The organism is Arthrobacter agilis (genome assembly GCF_006494655.1).
GTDB lineage: Bacteria > Actinomycetota > Actinomycetes > Actinomycetales > Micrococcaceae > Arthrobacter_D > Arthrobacter_D agilis.
In genome coordinates this window covers 13,247-36,493 of sequence record NZ_VHIM01000010.1, presented here as the reverse complement: position 1 = coordinate 36,493, position 23,247 = coordinate 13,247, and the positions used below count along the sequence as shown (strand labels likewise).

Annotated in this window: 19 protein-coding genes; 13 read left to right on the top strand and 6 right to left on the bottom strand. The window is 68.9% G+C overall.

Going from position 1 to position 23,247, the window contains the following annotated elements; all coding sequences use genetic code 11:
• Nucleotides 1-39 precede the first annotated feature (39 nt).
• The 3 genes from FJV46_RS14300 (at nt 40) to holA (ending at nt 4,752) form a co-directional block, all read left to right on the top strand.
• Nucleotides 40-996: a ComEA family DNA-binding protein gene (locus FJV46_RS14300; RefSeq protein WP_087025917.1), complete on the top strand. Its 957-nt coding sequence runs from the start codon at nt 40-42 to the stop codon at nt 994-996.
• Nucleotides 993-3,656: a ComEC/Rec2 family competence protein gene (locus FJV46_RS14295; protein ID WP_087025914.1), complete on the top strand. Its 2,664-nt coding sequence runs from the start codon at nt 993-995 to the stop codon at nt 3,654-3,656. The genes FJV46_RS14300 and FJV46_RS14295 overlap by 4 nt, the downstream gene beginning before the upstream one ends.
• A gap of 82 nt (nt 3,657-3,738) precedes the next feature.
• Nucleotides 3,739-4,752 (top strand): DNA polymerase III subunit delta, encoded by a 1,014-nt coding sequence (gene holA, locus FJV46_RS14290; RefSeq protein WP_087025911.1) that lies wholly within the window; start codon nt 3,739-3,741, stop codon nt 4,750-4,752.
• 188 nt (nt 4,753-4,940) lie between these two features.
• On the opposite strand, the gene rpsT is transcribed toward holA, so the two are convergent.
• Both rpsT and FJV46_RS14280 read right to left on the bottom strand, forming a co-directional pair.
• Complete coding sequence (gene rpsT / locus FJV46_RS14285; RefSeq protein WP_087025908.1) at nt 4,941-5,201, bottom strand: 30S ribosomal protein S20; 261 nt, start codon at nt 5,199-5,201, stop codon at nt 4,941-4,943.
• A 296-nt stretch (nt 5,202-5,497) separates the two neighbouring features.
• Complete coding sequence (locus tag FJV46_RS14280) at nt 5,498-6,022, bottom strand: type II toxin-antitoxin system PemK/MazF family toxin (RefSeq protein ID WP_087025906.1); 525 nt, start codon at nt 6,020-6,022, stop codon at nt 5,498-5,500.
• Nucleotides 6,023-6,204: 182 nt separating this feature from the next.
• Between FJV46_RS14280 and lepA the strand changes: the two genes are divergently transcribed.
• The gene (gene lepA, locus FJV46_RS14275; protein WP_179195183.1) at nt 6,205-8,058 is read left to right on the top strand and encodes a translation elongation factor 4; all 1,854 of its coding nucleotides are present in this window, start codon (nt 6,205-6,207) and stop codon (nt 8,056-8,058) included.
• 27 nt (nt 8,059-8,085) lie between these two features.
• Nucleotides 8,086-9,315: a radical SAM family heme chaperone HemW gene (gene hemW, locus FJV46_RS14270; protein WP_087025900.1), complete on the top strand. Its 1,230-nt coding sequence runs from the start codon at nt 8,086-8,088 to the stop codon at nt 9,313-9,315.
• A 144-nt stretch (nt 9,316-9,459) separates the two neighbouring features.
• On the opposite strand, the gene FJV46_RS14265 is transcribed toward hemW, so the two are convergent.
• Nucleotides 9,460-9,870, bottom strand: coding sequence for a DUF4870 domain-containing protein (locus tag FJV46_RS14265; protein ID WP_087025897.1), 411 nt, complete (start codon nt 9,868-9,870; stop codon nt 9,460-9,462).
• A gap of 90 nt (nt 9,871-9,960) precedes the next feature.
• The gene (locus tag FJV46_RS14260; protein WP_087025894.1) at nt 9,961-10,803 is read right to left on the bottom strand and encodes a DUF3097 family protein; all 843 of its coding nucleotides are present in this window, start codon (nt 10,801-10,803) and stop codon (nt 9,961-9,963) included.
• 176 nt (nt 10,804-10,979) lie between these two features.
• Here FJV46_RS14260 and hrcA point away from each other — a divergent pair, with 176 nt between their 5' ends.
• From hrcA to FJV46_RS14245, 3 genes are all read left to right on the top strand, one after another.
• Nucleotides 10,980-11,993, top strand: coding sequence for a heat-inducible transcriptional repressor HrcA (gene hrcA, locus FJV46_RS14255; RefSeq protein WP_087025891.1), 1,014 nt, complete (start codon nt 10,980-10,982; stop codon nt 11,991-11,993).
• 75 nt (nt 11,994-12,068) lie between these two features.
• The gene (dnaJ, locus tag FJV46_RS14250) at nt 12,069-13,202 is read left to right on the top strand and encodes a molecular chaperone DnaJ (protein ID WP_087025888.1); all 1,134 of its coding nucleotides are present in this window, start codon (nt 12,069-12,071) and stop codon (nt 13,200-13,202) included.
• 2 nt (nt 13,203-13,204) lie between these two features.
• Nucleotides 13,205-13,972, top strand: coding sequence for a 16S rRNA (uracil(1498)-N(3))-methyltransferase (locus tag FJV46_RS14245; RefSeq protein WP_087025886.1), 768 nt, complete (start codon nt 13,205-13,207; stop codon nt 13,970-13,972).
• 10 nt (nt 13,973-13,982) lie between these two features.
• Here the strand turns inward: FJV46_RS14245 and FJV46_RS14240 are convergent, their stop codons facing one another.
• Nucleotides 13,983-14,984: a GerMN domain-containing protein gene (locus tag FJV46_RS14240; RefSeq protein ID WP_087025884.1), complete on the bottom strand. Its 1,002-nt coding sequence runs from the start codon at nt 14,982-14,984 to the stop codon at nt 13,983-13,985.
• A 480-nt stretch (nt 14,985-15,464) separates the two neighbouring features.
• Between FJV46_RS14240 and FJV46_RS14235 the strand changes: the two genes are divergently transcribed.
• From FJV46_RS14235 to FJV46_RS14215, 5 genes are all read left to right on the top strand, one after another.
• The gene (locus FJV46_RS14235; protein WP_087025881.1) at nt 15,465-16,499 is read left to right on the top strand and encodes a PhoH family protein; all 1,035 of its coding nucleotides are present in this window, start codon (nt 15,465-15,467) and stop codon (nt 16,497-16,499) included.
• Entirely contained in the window at nt 16,496-16,969 is a 474-nt protein-coding gene (gene ybeY / locus FJV46_RS14230) for an rRNA maturation RNase YbeY (RefSeq protein WP_087025877.1), read from the top strand. The genes FJV46_RS14235 and ybeY overlap by 4 nt, the downstream gene beginning before the upstream one ends.
• On the top strand, nt 16,966-18,303 hold the full coding sequence (locus FJV46_RS14225) for a hemolysin family protein (RefSeq protein WP_087025874.1): 1,338 nt from the start codon (nt 16,966-16,968) through the stop codon (nt 18,301-18,303). The genes ybeY and FJV46_RS14225 overlap by 4 nt, the downstream gene beginning before the upstream one ends.
• Nucleotides 18,290-19,219 (top strand): GTPase Era, encoded by a 930-nt coding sequence (era, locus tag FJV46_RS14220; protein ID WP_087025872.1) that lies wholly within the window; start codon nt 18,290-18,292, stop codon nt 19,217-19,219. Before FJV46_RS14225 ends, era begins: the two co-directional genes overlap by 14 nt.
• 211 nt (nt 19,220-19,430) lie before the next feature.
• A complete protein-coding gene (locus FJV46_RS14215) occupies nt 19,431-20,993 on the top strand; it encodes an LCP family protein (RefSeq protein ID WP_087025870.1) in 1,563 nt (520 codons plus the stop codon).
• 130 nt (nt 20,994-21,123) lie between these two features.
• Here the strand turns inward: FJV46_RS14215 and FJV46_RS14210 are convergent, their stop codons facing one another.
• Entirely contained in the window at nt 21,124-23,091 is a 1,968-nt protein-coding gene (locus FJV46_RS14210) for a M13 family metallopeptidase (protein ID WP_197715714.1), read from the bottom strand.
• Nucleotides 23,092-23,247: the final 156 nt, after the last annotated feature.

The following is a 23,247-nucleotide window of genomic DNA, read 5'->3' as shown; positions in this document are numbered from 1 at the left end:
ACGATCGGGTGGACCTGCGCGGGCTCCTACCGTTGCCCCATGGGAAAGCATCAATGGCCGACAACCGGGGATGCCCCTGCCGACGCCCTCGGAAGCCGGTGGTCGACCGGCTCCCGCCGGCAGGACGCACTTCAGGACGTGCCTCAGGACGCACCGGAGGAGGACGCCGCCGATGGTCCAGATGCTCCCGGTGGGCCGGTGGCTTCCCGGCCTGCCGGTGTCCAGTGGCGGGTGGCGCGATCAGCGGCGCTGGTCTTCCTCGGCATCGCCCTCGCCATCGGTGCCGCCCTGTTCCTGGTCAGGAGTTCCGAGCCCTCCGCCGCAGCAGTATCCGTGGAGCTCGGAGCCGACGCACCAGGGGGCGGGGAGATCGAGTCGGCGACCGGCGGCGCTGGGACAGGTCGCGAGACCGGCGGCGACGGTGACGGCGTGGCGGAGGGTCCTGCGGCAGCGCCCGGGAGTCCGGACATTAGAGCGACCGCCCTTCCGGGCGTCGACGTGACCCCGGAGAGCCCGGTCGTCGTCTACGTCACAGGAGCCGTCGGCAGCCCGGGCGTCGTCGAGGTGCCGCCGGGCACCCGCCTCTTCCAGATCATCGAGGAGGCGGGAGGAGCGCTACCCGACGCCGATCTTGAGGGGATCAACCTCGCGGCTACGGTCGCGGACGGCCAGCACGTCCACGTCCTCGGCGTCGGAGAGGAACCCCGGCCGGAGGTACCCGACAGCGCCGTCCTTCCGTCGACGGTCACTCCCGGTGGGGCGACCGATCCCACGCTCCCCGGTTCGCCGGGTGCGGCGGCGGCAATGATCGACATCAACACGGCGACCCTGGCGGAGATCGAGTCGCTGCCGCGGGTGGGTCCCGTGCTGGGCCAGCGCATCATCGACTGGCGGGACCAGAACGGCCCGTTCCTCGCACCCTCCGACGTCGATGCGGTCCCGGGCATCGGGCCGGCACTGCTCGAGGGAATCCTCCCGCTCATCGTCGTCCGGTGAGGAGCACCGGCGCAGTCCGCCGCACGCAGGACAGCTCGCGCCGGTGGACAGGTGATCTGCGGCTGCTTCCCGCGGCGGTCACCGCCTGGGTCGGCGCCGCGCTTGCCGTCCAGGCTTCCGCCGTGGTCGCGACGGCGGCAGGTCTGGCGGTCGCCGCCTGCGCATTCGTCCTCGTCACCGTGGTCCTCGTCGTACCCGGCAGGACGACGGCGAACTGGAGGACGGCGAACAGCGCGCCGCTCGCGGTGCAGGGCCTCGCCCCCCTTGCCGCCGGAATGCTCGTCCTGCTCTCAGCCGGTGGGAGTCTGGCCCGGGCGGAGGCAGGGCCCGTCGACCAGGCCATGCGGAACTCCTCCACCTTCACGGCCGTCCTGCGGATGACGGGGGAGCCCTCGGTGCTCCCGCCCAGCGGGTTCAGCCAGGAGGAGAACATCCTGGTCGACGCCGACATCGTCGGAGGGGTCCTCGGCGGGTCGCGGTTCGCCTCGACCACGCCGGTGGTGGTGATCGCGTCGATGGCGTGGGCCGACATCGGCTGGGGTGACACGGTGCGGGTCCTCGGTACCGTCGAACCATCGGATCGCGTGGGCAGGGCGAGGGCTGTGTTCCTGCCGTCGGCGAAGCCTGTGATCAGGGACGCCGGAGGGTGGCTCGGCTACTCCAACGGCCTGCGGAACAGCTTCCGGGAGACGTCCGAGCGGGCCGGGCGCGACCGCGGGCTGCTTCCCGGCATGGCGCTCGGGGACCGCTCACCGCTGGACCCCGACCTCGAGGAAGCCATGAAGCTCACGGGGCTCACGCACCTCACGGCGGTGAGTGGGGCCAACTGCTCCTACGTGGTGGCCTTCGCCTTCGTCGGCCTGCGCTCGCTGAGACTCCCGAGGGCTGCAGCAGCAGGAGGCGCGGTCGCGGCCCTCACCTGCTTCGTCCTGCTGGTGCGGCCGGAACCGAGCGTCCTGCGAGCTGCCGTCATGGGCGGAATCGGCGTGCTGGCCATCCTGTCCGGACGGGGAAAGGTCTCCGTGACCGTGCTGCTGCTCTCGATCATCGTCCTGCTCGCGATGGACCCCTGGTTGTCCGTCTCGTTCGCCTTCCAGCTCTCCGTCGCCGCAACGCTGGGGCTGGTCGTCGCCGGACCCGCGATGGTCGCCTCGCTCGCCCGCGTTCTTCCTCTGAGAGTCGCCCAGCTGCTCGCCATCCCCCTGACCGCGCAGGTGTTCTGCACGCCGATCATCGTCCTGATCCAGCCCTCTCTCCCGGTGTACGCACTCCCCGCGAACGTCGCAGCCGCCCCCGTGGTGCCGGCTGTCACGCTGCTCGGCATGGCGGCGGTCCTCGCGCTGGCGACGGCACCGGTCCTCGCCGTCCCCCTCGTGGTCGCCGCCCAGGCGGGGACACGGTGGGTGGGCGGGGTCGCCGATGCCCTTGCCCGCGCGCCTGCCGCATCCCTGCCCTGGCTGGACGGTGCGCCAGGGGCTGTGCTCGCAGCACTGTTCTCCCTCACCGTCCTGGCCGCGCTGCTCCTCCGCGCCCCTGGGGTCGGCGCGTCCGCGGACGCTCCGCGTGCGCGGGGTACCGGAACCATCGGAGACCGGAACCAGGACACAACAAGCGGTGGACCGGGCAGCCGGGCCCCGGAGCTGCATCCTCGTAAGCCCCGGGCAGCCGCAGCGGCACCACGCGGCCGTAGGCCGCAGGCCTGGACGCACGACGCGAAGCAGGACTGGAAGTATGACTGGAAGCACGACTGGAAGCACGACTGGAAGCACGACCGGGCGCACGACCGGAAGCCGGGCTGGACCCGGCCCACCGTCGTCGTCCTCACGGTCATGCTGCTGGTGTTCGTCGCGGCCGTGACCGTCCTGGTGCGAGGTCTCCTCCCTACCCCTCCGTCCGGCGGCATCATCACCGTGTGCGACGTCGGCCAGGGCGACGGGCTCGTCCTGGGGACAGCTCCCGGCCACGCGCTCGTGGTCGACACGGGGCCGGACCCCGATGCCATGGACCGCTGCCTCGACGCGGTATCCGTCGAGGTGATCGACGCCCTCGTCATCACGCACCTGCACGACGACCACTACGGCGGGATCGAAGGAGCCGTCCGTGGGCGGAGCGTAGCTGCCCTCTACTACTCCACGGGTGAGGACCGTCTGCCGGACGAGGTGACGGAAGCGGCACACGCCGCGGGAGTGGAGGCGGAACGGCTCTCTCCCTCCACGGTGTTCGATCTGCAGCATGTCGAGGCACGGGTCCTGTGGCCGCAGGGACCTGCGGACACCACCGAGGAGAACAACGCGAGCGCCGTGCTCGACGTCGTCCTGCAGACGCCGGACCGGGACGTGCGTCTTCTCCTGACAGGTGATCTCGAGGAGGACGCCACGGACAGGCTCCTGGCCGCGACGCCGGAGCTGGCCGGCGGGGGAGTGGACATCCTGAAGGTGGCGCATCACGGAGCGCGGAACGGTGGTTCCGCCGTGATCGAGACCGTGGCTCCTCGCCTCGCGGTGATCTCCGTGGGGAAGGGCAACGATTACGGACATCCGCACCCGGCCATCCTGCAGGCCCTGACAACCGCGGGAGTGGTGGTCGTCCGCACGGACGAGATCGGTTCCTTCACCGTCGGGGTATCGGGGAACCGGCTCGAGGTACGGCAGCTCCGGTGAACCGCCGTGCCGGGATGCCATGGCTTTGAGGTGGGTCGGGGCCGTGCGACAGTAGGAGCTGGCGGACGATTGGGAGTACAGCATGGCAACGAGAACGACCACCGGGCGCGCGGGCGGCGGGGGTCAGCAGGCCTCCTCGTGGCGGGACGTCCGACCGGCCGGCATCGTCCTGCTCGCCGGGCCCGAGGAGTACCTCGCGTCCAGGGCGGCGGAATCGATCCGGCGGCAGGTCCGCACCGCGCAGCCCGAGGCGGAACTGGTCCGGTTCGATGCCGGAACCTACGAGGCCGGGACACTGTCCATGCAGGCCAGCCCCTCCCTCTTCGGCGACTGGAAGATCATCGAGGCGGCGGGCCTCGCCCAGATGAACGACGCCTTCCTGGTCGACGCCCTCGACTACGCCTCCGATCCTGCCCCGGACGTGGTCCTCGTACTGCGCCACGCGGGCGGCAACCGCGGCAAGAAGCTGCTGGACGCCCTGAAGGCGGGCCCGGCCACCATCGTCGATTGTCAGCCCCTCAAGAAGGACGGTGACAAGGCTGAGTTCGTCACCACCGAGTTCCGGCTCGCCCGCCGCCGCATCGACCCCGATGCCGTCCGTGCGCTCGTCGGATCCGTCGGCTCGCAGCTGCCGGAACTCGCGGCCGCATGCCAGCAGCTGATGGCCGATACCGCCGGCGATGTGTCCGCCGAGACCGTCGAGAAGTACTACGGGGGTCGCGTCGAGGCGACGGGCTTCAAGGTCGCCGATGCTGCGCTCGCCGGGCGGACGGCGCAGGCCCTGTCGATGCTGCGGCACGCGCTCGCGACGGGCGCGGATCCCGTGCCCATCGTCGCCGCCCTGGCCATGAAAGTCCGGGCCGTGGCCAAGGTGCACGGCGTACGGGGTTCCTCAGGACAGCTGGCGAAGGACCTCGGAATGGCTCCCTGGCAGGTGGACCAGGCACGGAGGGAGGCCCAGCGCTTCAGCGCCGACGCCCTGGCGCGGTCCATCCGGGCGCTCGCCGACGCGGACGCCCAGGTGAAGGGCGAATCCCGCGACCCCGTGTATGCGGTGGAGCGGGCGGTGACCGTGATCGCTCTGGGCGACGGCTGATCGGCGGAGGCTCAAACCGGAGCCGACAGGGGCCCAGAGGGCGCCGAGAGTTCCGCCGTGAACGCTCCGGCCCTGATGCCTCGAGAGAGTGAACGCTCCGGCCCTGATGCCTCGAGAGAGCTGGCATGCCTTAAAAGAGGAAGGGCCGGCTCCCGCGGGAGCCGACCCTTCTTCGAAAGTGTCGCGGACTACAGCGCGTTGACCTTCTTGGAGATGGCAGACTTGTGGTTCGCTGCGTTGTTCTTGTGCAGCACACCCTTGCTGACAGCCTTGTCGAGCTTGCGGCTGGCTGCCTGCAGAGCCGTTGCGGCAGCATCCTTGTCAGCGCCGTCGACGGCCGTGTTCACGGCGCGGATAGCGGTCTTCAGCTCGGACTTGACCGAGTTGTTGCGCTGCCTCGCCTTTTCGTTGGTGAGGATGCGCTTCTTCTGGGACTTGATATTTGCCACGTATGAGAACTTTCTTTGTATTGCGGACTGGGTCGTGAGGGTATTTCAGCCGATCGAAGACTGAGCGGCGTGGGGATACCGTGTGGCGATCGGCCAAAGTGCCCGGAGACCTGCGCGGACACACAGCTGTAAAGATTACCAGAAGCAGCTGACGAACCAGACCCGATGCGGTGCGGGCGGACGTGCCGGCGTCGATGCGCGCGCTAGGGATGCGGCGACGGGCGGATGTGCCGGCGCGTCAGTGCACGCGCTGGGTATGCGCGGAGTGCTCCGGTTTGCTTCCCCGGCCTGTGGGGCTACGCCAGGAGCTCGGCAGGTACTGCCGCGATGACCCGCTCGAACTGGTGGCGGGGGAGGACGGCCCCCTCGCGTCGGATGTCACCGGGCTCGATCCTGAGCAGTCGATCGACTTTCACCTCGCTCGGTCGGCCCTGCCGGTCCCAGGCGCCCGTCCCGATGTCCACGTAGCGGTCGTCGTGATCGCGGGCGTTGTTCCGATCCCTGCTCGTGAGCATGAGGCCGAGCAGGGCACCGCCGGAGGTGCCGATCAGCAGGACCGGCCGGTCCTTGCCCTGGGCGGGATCCTCCTCGTAGGGCACCCAGGTCCACACGATCTCACCAGGATCGGGCCTGCCGTCGGCGGACGGCGAGTAGGCCAGTACCACCGACCGCCGCGCCGCCGATGCCCGTCGGGCAGGCACGCGGGCGGGGCCGGAGCGGCGCACCGGCGACCGGCGGGTCCCGGGCTGCGCCGGGCTGGTGCCGACCACCCGGGCGATGCGGTGCGCGAGCGACAGGAGCGTGCGGACGGTGAAGGCCATGCAGCGATCCTAACGACACACACCGCGGGAGCCAGGGCCGCGCGCGACGGCGGATTGCCGGGGCTGCGCGGGGCCGTGGGAGACTAGGGGAACGAAACGGCGCGGACCTGCGCCGGTTGCCCACGAGGCCGACCGGTTGCCTGCCGCACGCCGGACCTGTCCCGTAACAGTGAGGAACGTACGTGTCACCCATGGCCCGCACCGCTCCGGTGCCTGCCGCCACCGATCCGGCGATCATCAGGAACTTCTGCATCATCGCCCACATCGATCACGGGAAGTCCACACTGGCCGACCGCATGCTCCAGCTCACCGGCGCCGTCGAGCAGCGGGACATGAAGGCCCAGTACCTCGACCGGATGGATATCGAGCGGGAACGCGGTATCACCATCAAGTCCCAGGCGGTCCGTCTGCCCTGGGAGGTCGACGGAACGTCCTATGCACTCAACATGATCGACACTCCCGGACACGTCGACTTCACCTACGAGGTCTCGCGATCACTCGCCGCGTGCGAGGGAGCGATCCTCCTCGTCGATGCAGCGCAGGGCATCGAGGCGCAGACCCTGGCCAATCTCTACCTGGCCATGGAGAACAACCTCACCATCATCCCGGTGCTGAACAAGATCGATCTGCCGGCCGCCCAGCCCGAGAAGTACGCAGCCGAGCTGGCGAGCCTGATCGGCGGTGAACCCGAGGACGTCCTGATGGTGTCCGGCAAGACCGGCGTCGGCGTCGAGGCGCTGATGGACAAGATCGTGCGGGACCTGCCGGCGCCGACCGGGGATCCCGATGCTCCGGCCCGTGCCATGATCTTCGATTCCGTCTACGACACCTACCGTGGCGTGGTCACCTACGTCCGCGTGGTGGACGGCAAGCTCAGCCCCCGCGAGCGCATCCAGATGATGTCCACCCGCGCGAGCCACGAACTCCTCGAGATCGGTGTCAGCTCGCCGGAACCGAAGCCGTCGAAGGGACTCGGCGTCGGTGAGGTGGGCTACCTCATCACCGGTGTGAAGGACGTCCGCCAGTCGAAGGTCGGCGACACCGTCACCAACCTGCATAAGCCGGCCGCCGAGTCGCTCGGAGGGTACGAGGACCCGAAGCCCATGGTCTTCTCCGGGCTCTACCCGCTGGACGGCACGGATTACCCCGTCCTCCGCGACGCACTGGCCAAGTTCACGCTGAACGACGCCGCGCTCGTCTACGAGCCGGAGACCTCGGCTGCGCTCGGGTTCGGGTTCCGCGTCGGGTTCCTCGGTCTGCTGCACCTCGAGATCACGCGGGAACGCCTAGAGCGCGAGTACAACCTCGACCTCATCTCGACGGCACCGAACGTCGAGTACGACGTCACGCTCGAGGACAAGCGCGTCCTGAAGGTCACCAACCCGAGCGAGTACCCGATGGGGAAGATCGCCGAGGTGCGCGAGCCCATGGTGTCGGCCACGATCCTCGCGCCGTCGGAGTTCGTCGGAGCGATCATGGAGCTGTGCCAGCAGCGCCGCGGTGTGCTGGGTGGCATGGACTACCTGTCCGAGGATCGCGTGGAGATCCGGTACAGGCTTCCGCTGGCGGAGATCGTGTTCGATTTCTTCGATCTCCTGAAGTCCAAGACTCGCGGCTACGGCTCGCTCGACTGGAAGGCCGACGGCGACCAGGTCTCGGACCTCGTCAAGGTGGACATCCTGCTGCAGGGCGAGCAGGTGGACGCCTTCAGTGCCATCACGCACCGTGACAAGGCATACGCGTACGGGGTGATGATGACGGGCAAGCTGCGCGAACTCATCCCTCGCCAGCAGTTCGAGGTCCCGATCCAGGCGGCCATCGGCGCCCGTATCATCGCCCGCGAGAGCATCCGCGCCATCCGCAAGGACGTCCTCGCGAAGTGCTATGGCGGCGACATCACCCGGAAGCGGAAGCTGCTCGAGAAGCAGAAGGAGGGCAAGAAGCGCATGAAGATGGTCGGTCGCGTCGAAGTGCCCCAGGAAGCCTTCATCGCAGCGCTCTCGTCGGACGAATCGAAGGACAAAGCCAAGAAGTGACGTTCCACCCCTCGAAGGAGGCCAGGAGTGCCTAGCGCCCTGCCACTCGGCCTTCCCGCTCCCGAGGACGGGATCCTGCCGACAGACGCCGCCGTCGGCGCCGACGCGCGCGACTTCGGACTCTACGTCCACATCCCGTTCTGTGCGGTGCGCTGCGGCTACTGCGACTTCAACACCTACACGGCCACCGAACTGGGCGGGGGAGCGTCACAGGACGCCTACGCCGGTTCGGTACTGACCGAGCTCGGCCTCGGCGCGGTGGCGCTGGAGCGATCGGGCGTCCCGCGCCGGCCGATGTCCACGGTCTTCTTCGGGGGCGGCACGCCGACCCTGCTGCCGGCCGAGGACCTCGCGGCGATCCTTCGGGCGGCCACCGCGACCTGGGGATTGGAGCCCGGTGCGGAGGTGACCACGGAGGCGAACCCCGATTCGGTGACCCCGGAATCCCTGCGGATCCTGCGTGACGCGGGCTTCACGCGCGTGTCCTTCGGTATGCAGTCCGCGGTTCCCCACGTGCTCGCAGTGCTGGACCGGACGCACGCGCCCGAGCGCGTTCCGCAGGCAGTGCAGTGGGCCAGGGACGCAGGTCTGAAGGTGAGTCTTGACCTCATCTACGGCACCCCCGGCGAATCGATCGACGACTGGCGTGCCTCGCTGACCACAGCGCTGTCCTACGGACCGGACCACATCTCCGCGTACGCCCTGATCATCGAGGAGGGCACCCGCCTCGCGTCACAGATCCGCCGCGGGCAGGTCCCACCCATCGACGACGACGACCACGCGGACAAGTACGCGCTTGCCGACGAGCTGCTGACGGCTGGGGGACTGCACTGGTACGAGGTGAGCAACTGGGCCAGGACGCCCGACGACGCCTGCCGGCACAACCTCGCCTACTGGCGTGGGAGCGACTGGTGGGGCGCCGGACCGGGCGCGCACTCGCACGTCGGCGGAACCCGCTGGTGGAACGTCAAGCACCCCCGGGCCTACTCCACCGCACTCGACACAGGGAAGTCGCCCGCAGCGGGCCGCGAGATCCTGACGACCGCGGACCGGTACGTCGAGGACGTGATGCTCCGCGTGCGCCTGCGCGAAGGACTCCCCACCGGGAAGCTCGCACCGGCTGGGCGGACGGCCGTCGCGGGTCTCATCGCCGACGGTCTCGTCGAGCCCGCCGCCGCCTTCGCGGGACGCGTGGTGCTGACGTTCAGGGGACGCCTGCTGGCCGACGCCGTCGTGCGCCGCCTGCTGCCTGACTGATCGTGCTGTCCCGATCCGCCTCACTGATCGGCCGAACATAGCTTTAGGACCGGGCAGACTTCCAAGGCCGGGTACAGCTCTCGGCCGTGCGCGTCTTCGATTGGGACCGACGACCGGGCGTCGGGCCGGCGCGGGATGCGGCGGCTAGCCGATCAGGCGCAGGTTCACCGGGTAGCGGTAGGGCCTGCCCCGATTGACCTGGATACCGGCATTCACCGAGAACACCGTGATGGTGACCCAGAGCAGGGCGTTGACGACGGCGAAGATCCCGCCGACGACCGGCAGGAGGGACAGCAGCCAGGCAGCGAGCGCGAGCACGGTCGGAGGCAGGGTGAAGTTCAGCGCTTCCTTGGCTTCCTGGGCGGTGAACGGACCTCGGTCCTTGAAGATCAGCAGGATCAGGAGCGAGGGGACGAATCCTAGGATGCCGCCGAAGTGCGCAAGGGTGGCGAACTGCCGGTCCTCGGATGCCGTGAGGGGCAGAGCGTCGGCCGGCGTCCCCTCGAACGCTGGCTCGACCCCTTGATCGTGCTGGTGGTCGGCGGTGTTGGACAACGGTCTTCCTTTGCTCACGTGGGGGAGGTCACCCCTTGAGGAACCTGCTCCAAGGATACGTGGTGGTGCGGTGCGAGGGCATCAGGCGGCTCACACGGGCGCCGTCAGGAAGTCGATGACCTCCTCCACACGCCCGAGCAGTGAGGGCTCGAGATCCGCATAGGTGTGCACACGCGAGAGGATGCGCTTCCACCCGTGGGCCACCGCGGCCTGGTCCCGGTGCGGCCAGCCGAGCCCGGCGAGGATGCCGGTCTTCCAGTCCTGCCCCCTCGGCACCACCGGCCATGCGTCGAGGCCGAGGGCCCCCGGCTTCACGGCCTGCCACACGTCCACGTAGGGGTGCCCGACGATCAGGACGTGGCCGCGCGCGCCGGGGACGGTCATGGCCTGCTGTGCGATCCGCGATTCCTTGGTCCCGGGTAGCAGGTGGTCCACGAGGATACCGAGCCGCCGCGTGGGCCCGGGAGCGAAATCGCGGATGGCGCCGTCGAGATCGTCGACGCCGTGCAGAGGTTCGACGACGATCCCCTCCAGCCGCAGGTCGTCACCCCATACCTTCTCCACGAGTTCGGCGTCGTGCTGACCCTCGACCCAGATCCTGCTTGCGCGGGCGGTCCGGGCCCGTGCGTCGGCCACGCGGACGCTGCCCGATGCCGTGCGTGTGGACTCCCGAGCCGGGGCGACGACGGGCGCCACCACCTTGACGGGCTCACCTTCCACCAGGAAGCCGTGACCGAGCCTGAAGGTCCGCTGCTTGCCGCGCCGGTCCTCGAGCACCATGACGTGGAGTCCCCCGGATTTTTCCACACGGACCACAGCTCCCACGAAGCCGGTCTGCACGTCCTCGAGCACCAGGTCCTTCTCCACGGGGACATCCCTCAGAGCCACCCGCTTCGGTGCTGCGATGTCCTGTGCGCCCCAGCCGTAGTCCATCTGCCAGAGTGTCCTTCCACGGGGGCCCGGCGGTGTCCCGGGCACGGGTCTGCAATGCTAACAATCCGCTGCAACGTATTAGACTTGGCACTTGGGCGTGTCGAGTGCTAATCCTTCGGCATCACCCGCGACCGACGCAGCACGAGGCAGGGACGGACCCGGAGGTGACCTGAGGAATGAGTGAACCACGACGCCTGGAGGTACTTCGGGCCATCGTCGAGGACTACGTCCATTCCCGCGAGCCGGTGGGCTCGAAGGCGCTGGTCGACCGGCACCGCCTCGGAGTCTCCTCCGCCACCATCCGCAATGACATGGCCGTCCTCGAGGAGGAGGGCCTCATCGCGGCGCCGCACACGAGCTCGGGGCGCATTCCGACGGACAAGGGCTACCGCCTCTTCGTCGACCGCATCTCCGAGGTGAAGCCGCTGTCCGCGGCCGAGAAGAAGGCGATCCAGACCCTGCTCGAGGGAGCGGAGGATGTCGACGACGTCATGGACCGGACCGTGCGGCTGCTCGCTCAGCTCACCAACCAGGTGGCCGTGGTGCAGTTCCCGCGGGTGGGCGGCGCTTCCGTCCGGCACATCGAGTTCGTGCTCCTCGCACCGCAGCAGGTTCTCGTGGTGCTGATCGCGACCAACGGGACGGTCCAGCAACGGATCGTGCGCCTGCCCTCCGACATCCAGGAGGGCGGTCTCGCCGAGATCAAGCAGCGCGTCCTCTCGGCGGTGTCCGGGGCGAAGCTCGAGGCCCTGCCCTCCGACCTCGGGTCGGTCGCATCGCAGCTGCCCCCGGGCATCCGCGCCCACGGGAGTACGATCGTCAAGGCCCTCGAGCAACTCGCCGGTCTCGGTCGCGAGGATCGGATGCTGCTCGCGGGTACCGCGAATCTCGCGCGGTCCACGGGCGATTTCCCCCTGAGCATCGGACCCGTCCTCGAGGCACTCGAGGAACAGGTGGTGATGCTGCGGCTCCTCTCCGAGATGGAGTACGACGCCCGGGGCATCTCCGTGCGGATCGGCAGCGAGAATCCGTACGGCGGGCTGTCCGGGGCTTCAGTGGTGGCCACGGGCTACGGACCGGACGCGGGCGCGAAGCTCGGCGTCCTCGGACCCACCCGGATGGACTATCCGACCACCATGGCGGCCGTGCGCGCCGTCGCCCGCTATCTGTCGAGGATCCTCGACGAGTAGCAGGGCTCCCAGTAGTGCGCCGGTTCGGCCGGCGAGCAGCAGACAGATGTCTCCAACAGGAAGTGATGTGCACGAGTGAGTAATCACTATGAGGTCCTCGGTGTTTCGCAGGGTGCGACCGGGGAGGAAATCAAGAAGGCGTACCGCAAACTGGCGCGCAGGCTCCACCCCGACGTCAACCCGGGTGATGACGCCGCCGAGGAGTTCAAGCTCGTCACGCGCGCCTACGAGGTGCTGTCGGACCCGCAGAAGCGGCGTGTGTATGACACCACGGGGAACGAGAACGGCACGGACACCGGCTACCCGGGTGCCGGCTACTCCGGCTCGGGTTTCGCGTTCCAGGACATCTTCGAGACCTTCTTCGGGGGCGGCGGCCAGCAGTCCGGCGCTCCCTCGCGCGTGCGCCGGGGGCAGGATGCCCTCATCAACGTGCGGATCGATCTGAAGGATGCCGTCTTCGGCGCCAACAAGAAGATCGAGGTGGACACGGCTGAGGTCTGCCCGACGTGCGACGGCTCCTGCTGCCAGCCCGGTACCTCACCGCGGACGTGTGACATCTGCGGAGGATCCGGACAGGTCCAGCGCGCCGTCCGCTCGATCCTCGGACAGGTCATGACCAGCGCGCCGTGCGGCACCTGCCAGGGCTACGGAACGGTCATTCCGAGCCCGTGCCACGAGTGCAGCGGCGAGGGCCGCATCCGGGCCCGCCGCACCCTCACCATCAAGGTCCCCGCCGGCGTCGGCACGGGCACCCGGATCCAGCTCTCGGGCCAGGGCGAAGCCGGCATCGCCGGTGGTCCGCAGGGCGATCTCTACGTGGAGATCCGGGTCAACACGGATTCGACCTTCCTGCGCGACGGCGACGACCTCCACGTGACCCTGAGCGTGCCGATGACCGCCGCGGCCCTCGGCACCTCGGTGCACCTCGACACGTACGACGGCGACCAGGAGCTCACCATCAAGCCGGGCACGCAGTCGGGCGAGATCCTCACCCTCCGCGGGCTCGGAGTCACCCACCTCCGCAACCAGGGCAGGGGGGACCTCCGCGTCCACCTCAACGTCGAGACGCCCCGGAACGTCGACCACCAGCAGGAGGAGTTGCTGCGCAAGCTCGCGGAGCTGCGGAACGAGGAGTACACGGACGGCCAGCTGGCCAGCAGCGGTTCCGGTGTCTTCGCCCGCCTGCGGGAGCGGCTCGGGAACCGCTGAGCATGACGCGCCCGCTGTTCTTCGCCCCCGCCGCGGATGTCCAGGCAGCGCGCCCCGGTGCGGTCTTCGTCCTCGGCGGTGACGAGGGACGGCACGCTGCCACGGTGCGCCGCCTCACGGTCGGGGAGCGGATCGACATCTCGGACGGCGACGGAGCGCGTCTCGGCGGGGTGATCGCCGCGGTCGGCGCCGGTACCGTCGAGCTGGTCATCGAGACCACCGAGCGCGATCCATCGCCGCGGCATCGCCTTGTCCTCGTGCAGGCCCTCGCCAAGGGTGGCCGCGACGAGCAGGCGGTCGAGGCGGCCACCGAACTCGGCGTGGACGCCGTCGTCCCGTGGCACGCGGAGCGGAGCATCGTGCGGTGGCGCGGGGACAAGGCCGAGAAGGGCCGTCAGAAGTGGGCCACGCTCGTGGGAGCGGCCTCGAAGCAGTCGCGGCGATCCTTCGTCCCGGACGTCCATCCGGTCCTGGACACGGCGGGGCTCGCCGTCTGGGCGGCGTCCATCGACCATGTCCTCGTCCTGCACGAGGACGCCGATCTGGCCCTGGCCGGCAGGGCCGTCGCCATCGGAGCCGAGCCCGCGGGCGGGGGCCCGGTGACCACCGCGGTCGTGGTCGGTCCGGAGGGCGGGATCAGCGATACCGAGGTGGCGAGACTCGCGGCTGCCGGTGCCGGCACCGTCCGGCTCGGCCCGCACGTCCTGCGATCGTCCTCGGCCGGCCCGGCGGCCCTCGTGCTGCTCAACCAGCTGCTGGGCCGCTGGTAGGGCGTCCGCTTCACCGGACGACGACGGACTTCGTGTCCTGCGCCGCACCGTCCTCCGCCACCACCGAGACCGTGATCCCGTAGCGACCCGGGGGAAGGGTGACGGAGAAGGAGTAGGTGCTCTGCCCACCCTCTCCCGCTGAGACGGACGCCCGTCCGTCGCGGAACAGCTCGGAGCCGCCCTCCGTCGATCCGTTGGCGGAACGGTCGATCTGCCATGACACGAATTCTGCCGCGTCCGGAGCGACGCCGTGCACGGTCACGCTCCCGGCGTCCGCCTCGACGCCCTCCTGCGGATCGATGATCCATACCGGTGCCAGGGTGGCGGGGTCACGGGTCCATTCGCCGCCGATGTCGACGGCGCCGAACGCCCTGTACTGCGCCGCGCCGTCGATCAGCACGACGACGGAGCTGGCCTCACCGCCCGTGATGAGACCCGCGTTCGAGGCCGCTGCCGTGGCGGTGTAGACGAGTTGCTGGAGGGCCAGCCGGGCGTCGGCCTCCTCGAGTTGTTCGGATACGGCATCGGAGGAGATGTCGACCGTGATCACATTCTTGGTCGAGATGGAGGAGGTAATCCTCGACGCCGGACGCCAGGGTGAGTGATAGTCGGGATCGAGCGGCTGCCCGGCCGTCATGAGCTGGACGGCGTCGGAGATCGGTTCTCGCGCCGCGCCCTGCGGAGCCGGCAGATACTCCCGGAACAGTCGTTCGGAGTCGCCGACCTCACCCAGCCAGTAGACGGGCAGGAGCGTGCCGGACTCCTCGGTGGGCCCCGCCGCCGCTCCCTGGCTCCGGATGGAGGATTCGGCCGCGCCCTCGCGAACCGTGGCGCCGTCGCTGGGAGCGGCAGTGGTGCGGGGCTGCGCGAGCGCCGTCGTCGGAGTACTGTCGCCGACGTCGCCGATGTTGGGGATGAAGAACACGCTGCTGGCCACCAGGACTCCTCCGCACGCCAGGAGGATCCCACGCAGCCCGAGTCGGCTCTTCTTGAGGGGGTCCTGCTGGCTCATCTCCGACCCCCTTCCCTGAGGCGCGTGCGTGCTCGGTCCGTCTGCCCCTTCCGTAGTGGCGAATGCCGTGGATGGTGCGTCCTGCTGGTGGTACTGGTGTCGCGGGGTCCGGTGTCGACGTGCGTCTGCCTCTGGGCTCGTCGACGAGCTCCAGCACCCGTTCGGTCGCGTGAGCCGGGCCGCACCCGGCCCTCGGTTCGATCAGGACGCGATTCAGCTTGGCACAGCGCACACAGGCGCTCGGTACGAATTCGGGCCGGAGCCGCGACTGAGACACGATCGATACGAACCCGTTGCCGGTTCGCGACGAAAGCGCGCCCGCCGCGCCGTGCTGGTGGGCGGAGGAGGGCGGAATGTCCATCCTTCCTTCGACCGTCATGCCGTAACATTGGGGTCGCCGCCGTTGTCTGCGGGCGGTCACGGATCACGACCAGCAGCACTACTCGTACGAGGGGCGATCGAAGGCCGCATGGCCGACATATGAGCGAATCTTCACTAGGCATCAACGCGGTGGGACTGGACAGCAGGACCGTCGTCTTCGACTCGACGGAACAGATGGTGCAGGCTCTGGGGTCGAACGACGAGGCACTCCGACTCATCGAGGAGTCCTTCCCCGGCGTAGGCCTCCAAGCGCGCGGGAACGAACTCACCATCACCGGGCCGTCCGCGGACGTGCTGCGCACCGAGCGCCTCGTCGGAGAGGTCCGGACCATGGCGAGCAACAACGCCACGGTGTCGCCGCAGGTCCTCGAACAACTCGTGACGATGCTCAAGACACAGAGCGCGGCGAAGCCTTCCGAGGTGCTCTCGGTCACCATCCTGTCCTCGCGCGGCAAGACGATCCGCCCCAAGACGCTGAACCAGAGCACCTACGTGGATGCCATCGACCGCAACACGATCGTCTTCGGCATCGGGCCGGCCGGTACGGGCAAGACGTATCTCGCCATGGCGAAAGCCGTCCAGGCCCTCCAGCACAAAGAGGTCAACCGCATCATCCTGACGCGGCCCGCGGTCGAGGCGGGGGAGCGCCTGGGCTTCCTGCCGGGGACGCTCAACGACAAGATCGACCCCTACCTGCGACCATTGTACGACGCGTTGCACGACATGATGGACCCCGATTCCATTCCGCGGCTCATGGCGGCGGGCACCATCGAAGTGGCACCCCTCGCCTACATGCGCGGCCGGACGCTGAACGACGCGTTCATCATCCTCGACGAGGCGCAGAACACGACGCCGGAACAGATGAAGATGTTCCTCACCCGGCTCGGTTTCGGGTCGAAGATGGTGGTCACGGGCGACGTCACGCAGGTCGACCTGCCCAACGGCACCAGTTCCGGCCTCAGGATCGTCAGCGAGATACTCCGCGACGTCGACGACGTCTACTTCAGCGAACTGGATGCCTCCGACGTCGTACGTCACCGATTGGTGGGGGACATCGTCAGCGCCTACAGCACCTGGGACGAGGAGCAACGGTCGGGCCCGTCCCGCTCCGGGCGGCAGGAAGGTACCCGATGAGCGTCGAGATCAACAACGAGTCGGGCCACGACGTGGACGAGGAGTCGCTCGTCCGCCTCGCCCACTTCCTCTTCGACGCCCTCTTCATCCATCCCGAGGCGGACCTGTCCGTGATCCTGGTGGACACGGCCGCGATGGAAAAGCTGCACGTCGAGTGGATGGACGAGCCGGGCCCCACCGACGTCCTGTCCTTTCCCATGGACGAGCTGAGGCCGGGCACGCCAGGACGCGTCACGCCTGCCGGGCTGCTCGGCGACATCGTCCTCTGCCCGGAGGTGGCCGCGGCCCAGGGTGCCGCCGCCGGCCACGGGACCCGTGACGAGCTCCTGCTCCTGACCACGCACGGCGTGCTCCACCTGCTCGGATTCGACCACGCGGAGCCCGAGGAGGAGAAGGAGATGTTCGGTCTGCAGCGGCAGCTTCTCTCCGACTTCCTCGGCGGGGACGCACCTCAGGAGACGCGCGCTTGACCATCTGGCTCCTCGCGCTCATGGGTCTGCTCTTCGCCCTGACCGCCGCCCTCGTCACGGCTGCGGAGGCGGCCTTCAGCTACCTCCCCCGGCAGGAGGGCGAGGCACTCCTGGCAGGGTCGCGTACCTCATCGCTCCGCAGGATCCTCGACGCGCCTGTCGCCCACATGCACGCACTGCGCTTCTGGCGCGTCTGGTTCGAGATGGCGGGGGCAGTGGCCGTCGCCATCCTCCTCCACGACCTGCTGGACAACGTGTGGCTCGCTGGGCTCCTCGCCACCGCGGTCATGGCGGCCATCGGCTTCGTGATCGTCGGCGTGTCCCCCCGCCAGCTCGGACGGACGCACGCGCCCGCCGTCGTCCGCATGACCGCTGGACTCGTCTCGTTCCTGTGCGCGGTCCTCGGACCGGTGCCCCGCTGGCTGGTCCGGATCGGGAGCTCCATCACGCCGGGTGCCGCCCGCGACGAAGCAGCCTTCTTCACCCAGGAGGAATTCCGGGAACTCCTCTCGCGGGCCTCCGACGCCGAGATGATCGAGGACAACGAAGCCGAACTCATCCATTCGGTGTTCGAACTCGGTGACACCAAGGTCCGCAGCGTCATGGTGCCGCGTACGGACATGGTCACCATCGACTCCGGGTCGACGCTGAGCCAGGCAATGGCGCTGTTCCTCCGCTCCGGCTACTCGAGGATCCCCGTGATCGGCGAGAGCTCGGACGACATCCGCGGGCTGCTCTACCTCAAGGACGTGGTCGCGAATCTCCACGGACGGCCGGCGTCGAACCTCACGCGTCCCGTGGATTCGGAGTGCAGACCCGCGCGGTACGTACCGGAGTCGAAGCCGGTGGGGGACCTGCTGCGCGAGCTCCAGCGCGAATCGACGCACGTGGCCATCGTGATCGACGAATACGGTGGAACCGCCGGGCTGGTCACGCTGGAGGACCTCATCGAGGAGATCGTCGGTGAGATCGTGGACGAGTACGACTCCGAGGTGCCGGAGCAGGAGCGGCTCGACGACGGTGAGTTCCGGGTCAGTGCGCGCATGGGCATCGACGACCTCGGCGAGCTGTTCGGCCTCGATCTCGACGACGAGGAGGTCGATACGGTGGGCGGCCTGCTGGCGAAGACCCTGGGCAGGGTGCCGATCGTCGGCTCAGAGGTGACAATTGACGGTATCGGTCTCCGCGCGGAGCGGGTCGAGGGACGGCGCAACAGGGTGTCCCACGTCATCGCCTACCGCGCTCCGACCGACTACGCACACCTTTCCCAGCACGGCCGGCACACGGCGCAGGACGACCGAGAAACGATAGAGGCAGACCATGAGCGACGCTGAGCACAGGGCAGGATTCGTCTCCCTCGTCGGGCGGCCGAACGCCGGCAAGTCAACCCTCACGAACGCCCTCGTGGGCCAGAAGGTCGCAATCACCTCCGCGAAACCGCAGACCACGCGCCACACCATCAGGGGGATCGTGAACCGCGAGGACTCCCAGCTCGTGCTCGTGGACACGCCGGGACTCCACCGGCCCCGGACCCTGCTGGGCCAGCGCCTCAACGACCTCGTGGCCGACACGCTCGCCGAGGTGGACGCCGTCGGGTTCTGCCTTCCCGCCAACGAGAAGATCGGACCGGGCGACCGCTTCATCGCCGAGCAGCTGGCGCGACTGCGCCGCAAACCGCTGATCGCGGTGGTCACCAAGACCGACCTCGTGGACCGACAGGCCCTCACGGAGCAGCTGCTCGCGGTCGCGAAGCTCGGCACGGAGGTGGCAGGACCCGACGGCTGGGCGGACATCGTGCCCGTGTCGGCCGCGGACGGATTCCAGGTCGGGACGGTGGCGGACGTCTTCAGCCGTCACATGCCGGAATCGCCCGTGCTGTACCCGGACGGCGAGCTGACCGATGAGCCGGAGGCCGTCATGGTCGCGGAACTCGTGCGGGAGGCCGCGCTCGAGGGAGTGCGCGACGAGCTCCCGCACTCCCTCGCGGTAGTCGTCGAGGAGATGATCCCGCGGGAAGGCCGGAGCGAGGACAACCCGTTGCTCGACGTCCACGTGAACCTCTACGTCGAGCGCCCGTCGCAGAAGGCGATCATCATCGGCAAGGGTGGGGCGAGGCTGCGTGAGGTCGGTACGAATGCACGCCGTGGGATCGAAGCCCTCCTGGGTACGAGGATCTACCTCGATCTCCACGTCAAGGTCGCGAAGGATTGGCAGCGGGATCCGAAGCAGCTCGTGAAGCTCGGCTTCTGACCGGCACGCCGCGGGCCGGCCGGTCGTTGTCAGCCACAGGCGGCAGCAACTCGCCGTCGGGCCCGCCACCGCCGGTGCGCGCCCCCGATCCGACGTCTCCTGGGCAGATCCTGTCGGGGACGGCGCGGAGCGCTGCGCGTCTGCACCGTCCGGACGGTGACAGAATGATCCACAACCGTGCAGCCGTCCAGCCATCCGAAGGAGCCCCGGCATGATCCGCCGATCGTCCCGCGAGAGCGCAGACCGCGCGAGTGACGCCTCCTCCGCCGCTGGTGGTGCCGCGACCGGGGCGGCGGAACCTGCGGGCAGGCACCTCGGTGGTCCGCGGTACCACCGCGGACTGAAAGTCGCTGCGATCGTGATGGCCTCCGTGGTGGCTGCCACGATCGCCTTCGTCGCCGTGCAGGTGCTCCGGCTGCAGCAGAACGTGGAGACCATGCCGCTGAACCTCGGCGAGGGCCAGGAATCCGCCCTGCCGGTGGACTCCAGCAGGGACCCGTTGCAGATCCTGATCCTGGGGTCGGACACCAGGACGGGGAACACGGGCGAATTCCTGGGGAGCGAGGAGGACTCCTCCGGGGAGGGCAACTCGGACGTGATGATGCTCCTCACGCTCTCGGCGGACCGTGAGAACGTCACCGTCGTGTCCTTTCCGCGCGATCTCCTGGTGCCGCTGCCGGCCTGCGTCGATCCGGAGACGGGAGAGCTCTCCGAAGCCGTCGAGCTGGGTCAGCTCAACGCGGCGCTCGGGGAGGGCGGTCCCGGCTGCACCGTGGCGGCCATCAACGACCTGACCGGGCTCTCCGTGGACCACTTCATGATGGCGGGATTCAATGCCGTCAGCGAACTTTCATCCGCCGTCGGAGGAGTGGAGGTCTGCGTCCAGGAACCGGTCGACGACGAATTCTCGGGGCTCGAACTGCCGGCCGGCACCAGCGAGGTGGAGGGGGACCAGGCGCTTGCTTTCCTCCGGACCCGGCACAGCTTCGGCGACGGCGGCGACATCGGCCGCATCGCAGCCCAGCAGTCCTTCATGGCGTCACTCGCACGCAAGGTACGCGCAGAGGGAACGCTGACCAACCTGCCCAAGCTCTACTCGATCGCCGAGGTCATCACGCGGAATCTGACCGTGGACGAAGGACTGTCGAAGCCTGTCGAGATCCTGAGGATCGCCGACCGGCTGAAGAACGTCGACCTCGGCAACATGGCGTTCGTGACCGTCCCCGTCCAACCCTGGGACCAGGACCCGAACCGCCTCGTGCTCGACGAGGAGGCCGCCGCCCCGCTGTTCGACGCCCTACGGGCGGATCGTGGGCTGACCGAGGACGCACCGGCGCCGTCGGCCTCCGCATCCGAGCCGACGGATGCCTCGGATGCGCCGAGCCCGCCCGAGGAAACGGAAACCCCTGCCCCGGCACCGGCCTCGGTGCCGATCGTCGTCGTGAACGCGACCACGGACGAGGACCGCGCCGCGGAGGTGGAGCAGCTGCTCCTCGAGGCCGGCTACGCGCAGACCTCCACCTTCGAGTCGACACCGGCCGATGCCACGCTCGTGGTGTTCGGCCCGGGCTATGCTGCCGCCGCGGCCGAACTCGCCGACAGATTCGGTGTCGCCGCGTCGAACATCCTGCCGGACGCCGGCCTCGTCGGCATCCAGCTGCAGGTCGGCGCGGATCTCCGCTCGAGGGACACCGTCGCGGCATCGCCGCTCGGACCCGCACTTGAGGGGCAGACCGCGGACCAGGTCACCTGCCAGGCGTCCTCGGGCCTGTAGGAGGCGGTTCGGGCGTACATCGGTGCGCCCGAACCGTGCGCCCGAACCGTGGGACCGCGACGGCGGGCCTGCGCCAGTAGGCCTGCGCCGATGGGCCCACGCGTGATTGCGAGGACCCATCGGAGCGGTCTCACCAGATGCGGACGCGGTCCTCGGGGTCCAACCACAATCCGTCGTCGTGCACGAGGTCGAAGGCCTCGTGGAACTCGTCGAGATTCCGTACCACCTGGTTGCACCGGAATTCGTTGGGGGAGTGAGGGTCGACCGTCAGGCGCCGACGGGCCTCCTCGGGCCGGATCTTCTGCTGCCAGCACGTGGCCCACGAGAGGAAGAAGCGCTGCGCGCCCGTCAGCCCGCCGACCACCGGAGCGTCCCTCCCGCCGAGGCTGAGGAGGTAGGCCCGGTAGCTGATCCCGAGTCCGCCCAGGTCGCCGATGTTCTCACCGAGAGTGAGTTCACCGTTGACCGTCTGTCCGGGTACCTCCGACGGCTCGAGCGCCGCGTACTGCGCGACGAGGCGCCCCGTCAGGGCGTCGAAGGCCTTCCGGTCGTCCTCGGTCCACCAGTTCGAGAGCATTCCGGTCCCGTCGAACTGCGAACCCTTGTCGTCGAAACCGTGCCCGATCTCGTGCCCGATCACCGCGCCGATCGCCCCGTAGTTGACGGCGTCGTCGGCCCCGATGTCGAAGAATGGCGGCTGGAGGATCGCCGCGGGGAACACGATCTCGTTCATGGTGGGCATGTAGTAGGCGTTGACGGTCTGCGGCGTCATGAGCCACGCGCCCCGGTCGATGGGCCCGCCGAGCTTCTCCAGCTGCCGGCTGTGCTCGAACTCGGCGGCGCGGAGGACGTTGGCCAACAGGTCCGAGGGAGTCACCTCGAGGGAGGTGTAGTCGATCCACTCCTCCGGGTACCCGATCTTCGTGGTGAACTGTGACAGCTTCTCCAGAGCCCTCGACCGGGTCTCGTCGGTCATCCACGAGAGGCCGCGGATGCTCGTCTCGTAGGCCGCGATGAGGTTCCGGACGAGAGCCATCATCGCGTCCTTGTGGGTGGCGGGAAAATGCCGTTCGACGTATTTCTGGCCGATCGCCTCGCCCATGGCACCCTCCACGAGGGCGACCCCGCGCTTCCAGCGGTCCTTCAGGCGCGGTGTCCCGGCCAGGTGGGTGCCGTAGAACGCGAAGGTGGCCTCGACGAAGCGGTCGTCGAGGTAGTCGGCCGCATGCAGCAGGACCCGGCTAGCGAGCCACTCGCGCCACGTCCCGAGATCCTCCTCGCCGAGCGCGGCGTCCAGCCCGCGCACGAAGTCGGGCTGGTTGACCACGAGTTCGGCGGACTGCGCCGGAGTGTCCGTCACGATGGCGAGCCAGGGTGCCAGGTGGGCGGAGAGAACCACGGCGTCTTCGTGCCCGAGGAGGTTGTAGGTCTTCTGAGGATCCCGGCGCTCCACCGAGCCCATCGACGACGACGCGAGGCGCGTCTCCAGTGCGAAGACCCGCGCGCCCGCTCCGGCTGCGTCGGGAGCCTCGACGAGTGAGAACAGCCGCTCGAGGAGTGCCTGGTACTTCTGCCGCGTCTCGGCGAAGCCCTCCTCGCGGTAGTAGGACTCGTCCGGCAGGCCCAACCCGGACTGGTAGAGGTGCAGCAGGTAGCGTGTCGGGTTCCCGGCGTCGTTGCTGACGTACGGCGCGAGGAGACCCTGCACGCCTGAGCGCGAGAGGCCTGCGCTGAGTTCCACCAGCTCACCGGCCGTCGTGACGGCGGCGATGCGCTCGAGGAGGGGCAGGACGGGCGCCGAACCGTCCCGGGTGATGCGGTCCGCGTCCATGAAGTCTGCGTAGAGCGTGCCCAGCTTCGCGTCGATCCCGTCCGTGGGCGCCCCGGCGTCTTCGGTCGATCGTGCAGCGGCCTCCTCGATGATCGCGCGGACGGCGAGCTCCGAGGCGTCGCGCAGCGCAGTGAAGGACCCGGACAGGGGGCGGTCCTCGGGAATGACGGCGTCCTTCAGCCAGGCTCCGTTGGCATGGCGGAAGAGATCGTCCTGGGGACGGACCGTCCCGTCGAGATCGTGTGGATCGAAGGTGCTGACTGTCATCATCGCGTCCTGATTCTTCATGGTGCATGGAACGACGGCGCCCGTCCGGCGCCCCGAAATCCATCCTAGGGGCCGTGCTAGGGTGACAACGTGCGCGCACAGACGACTCTTCTTCGGTGCCGCGGCGAGGCCTAGAACGCAGTAGAGCTACTGGCC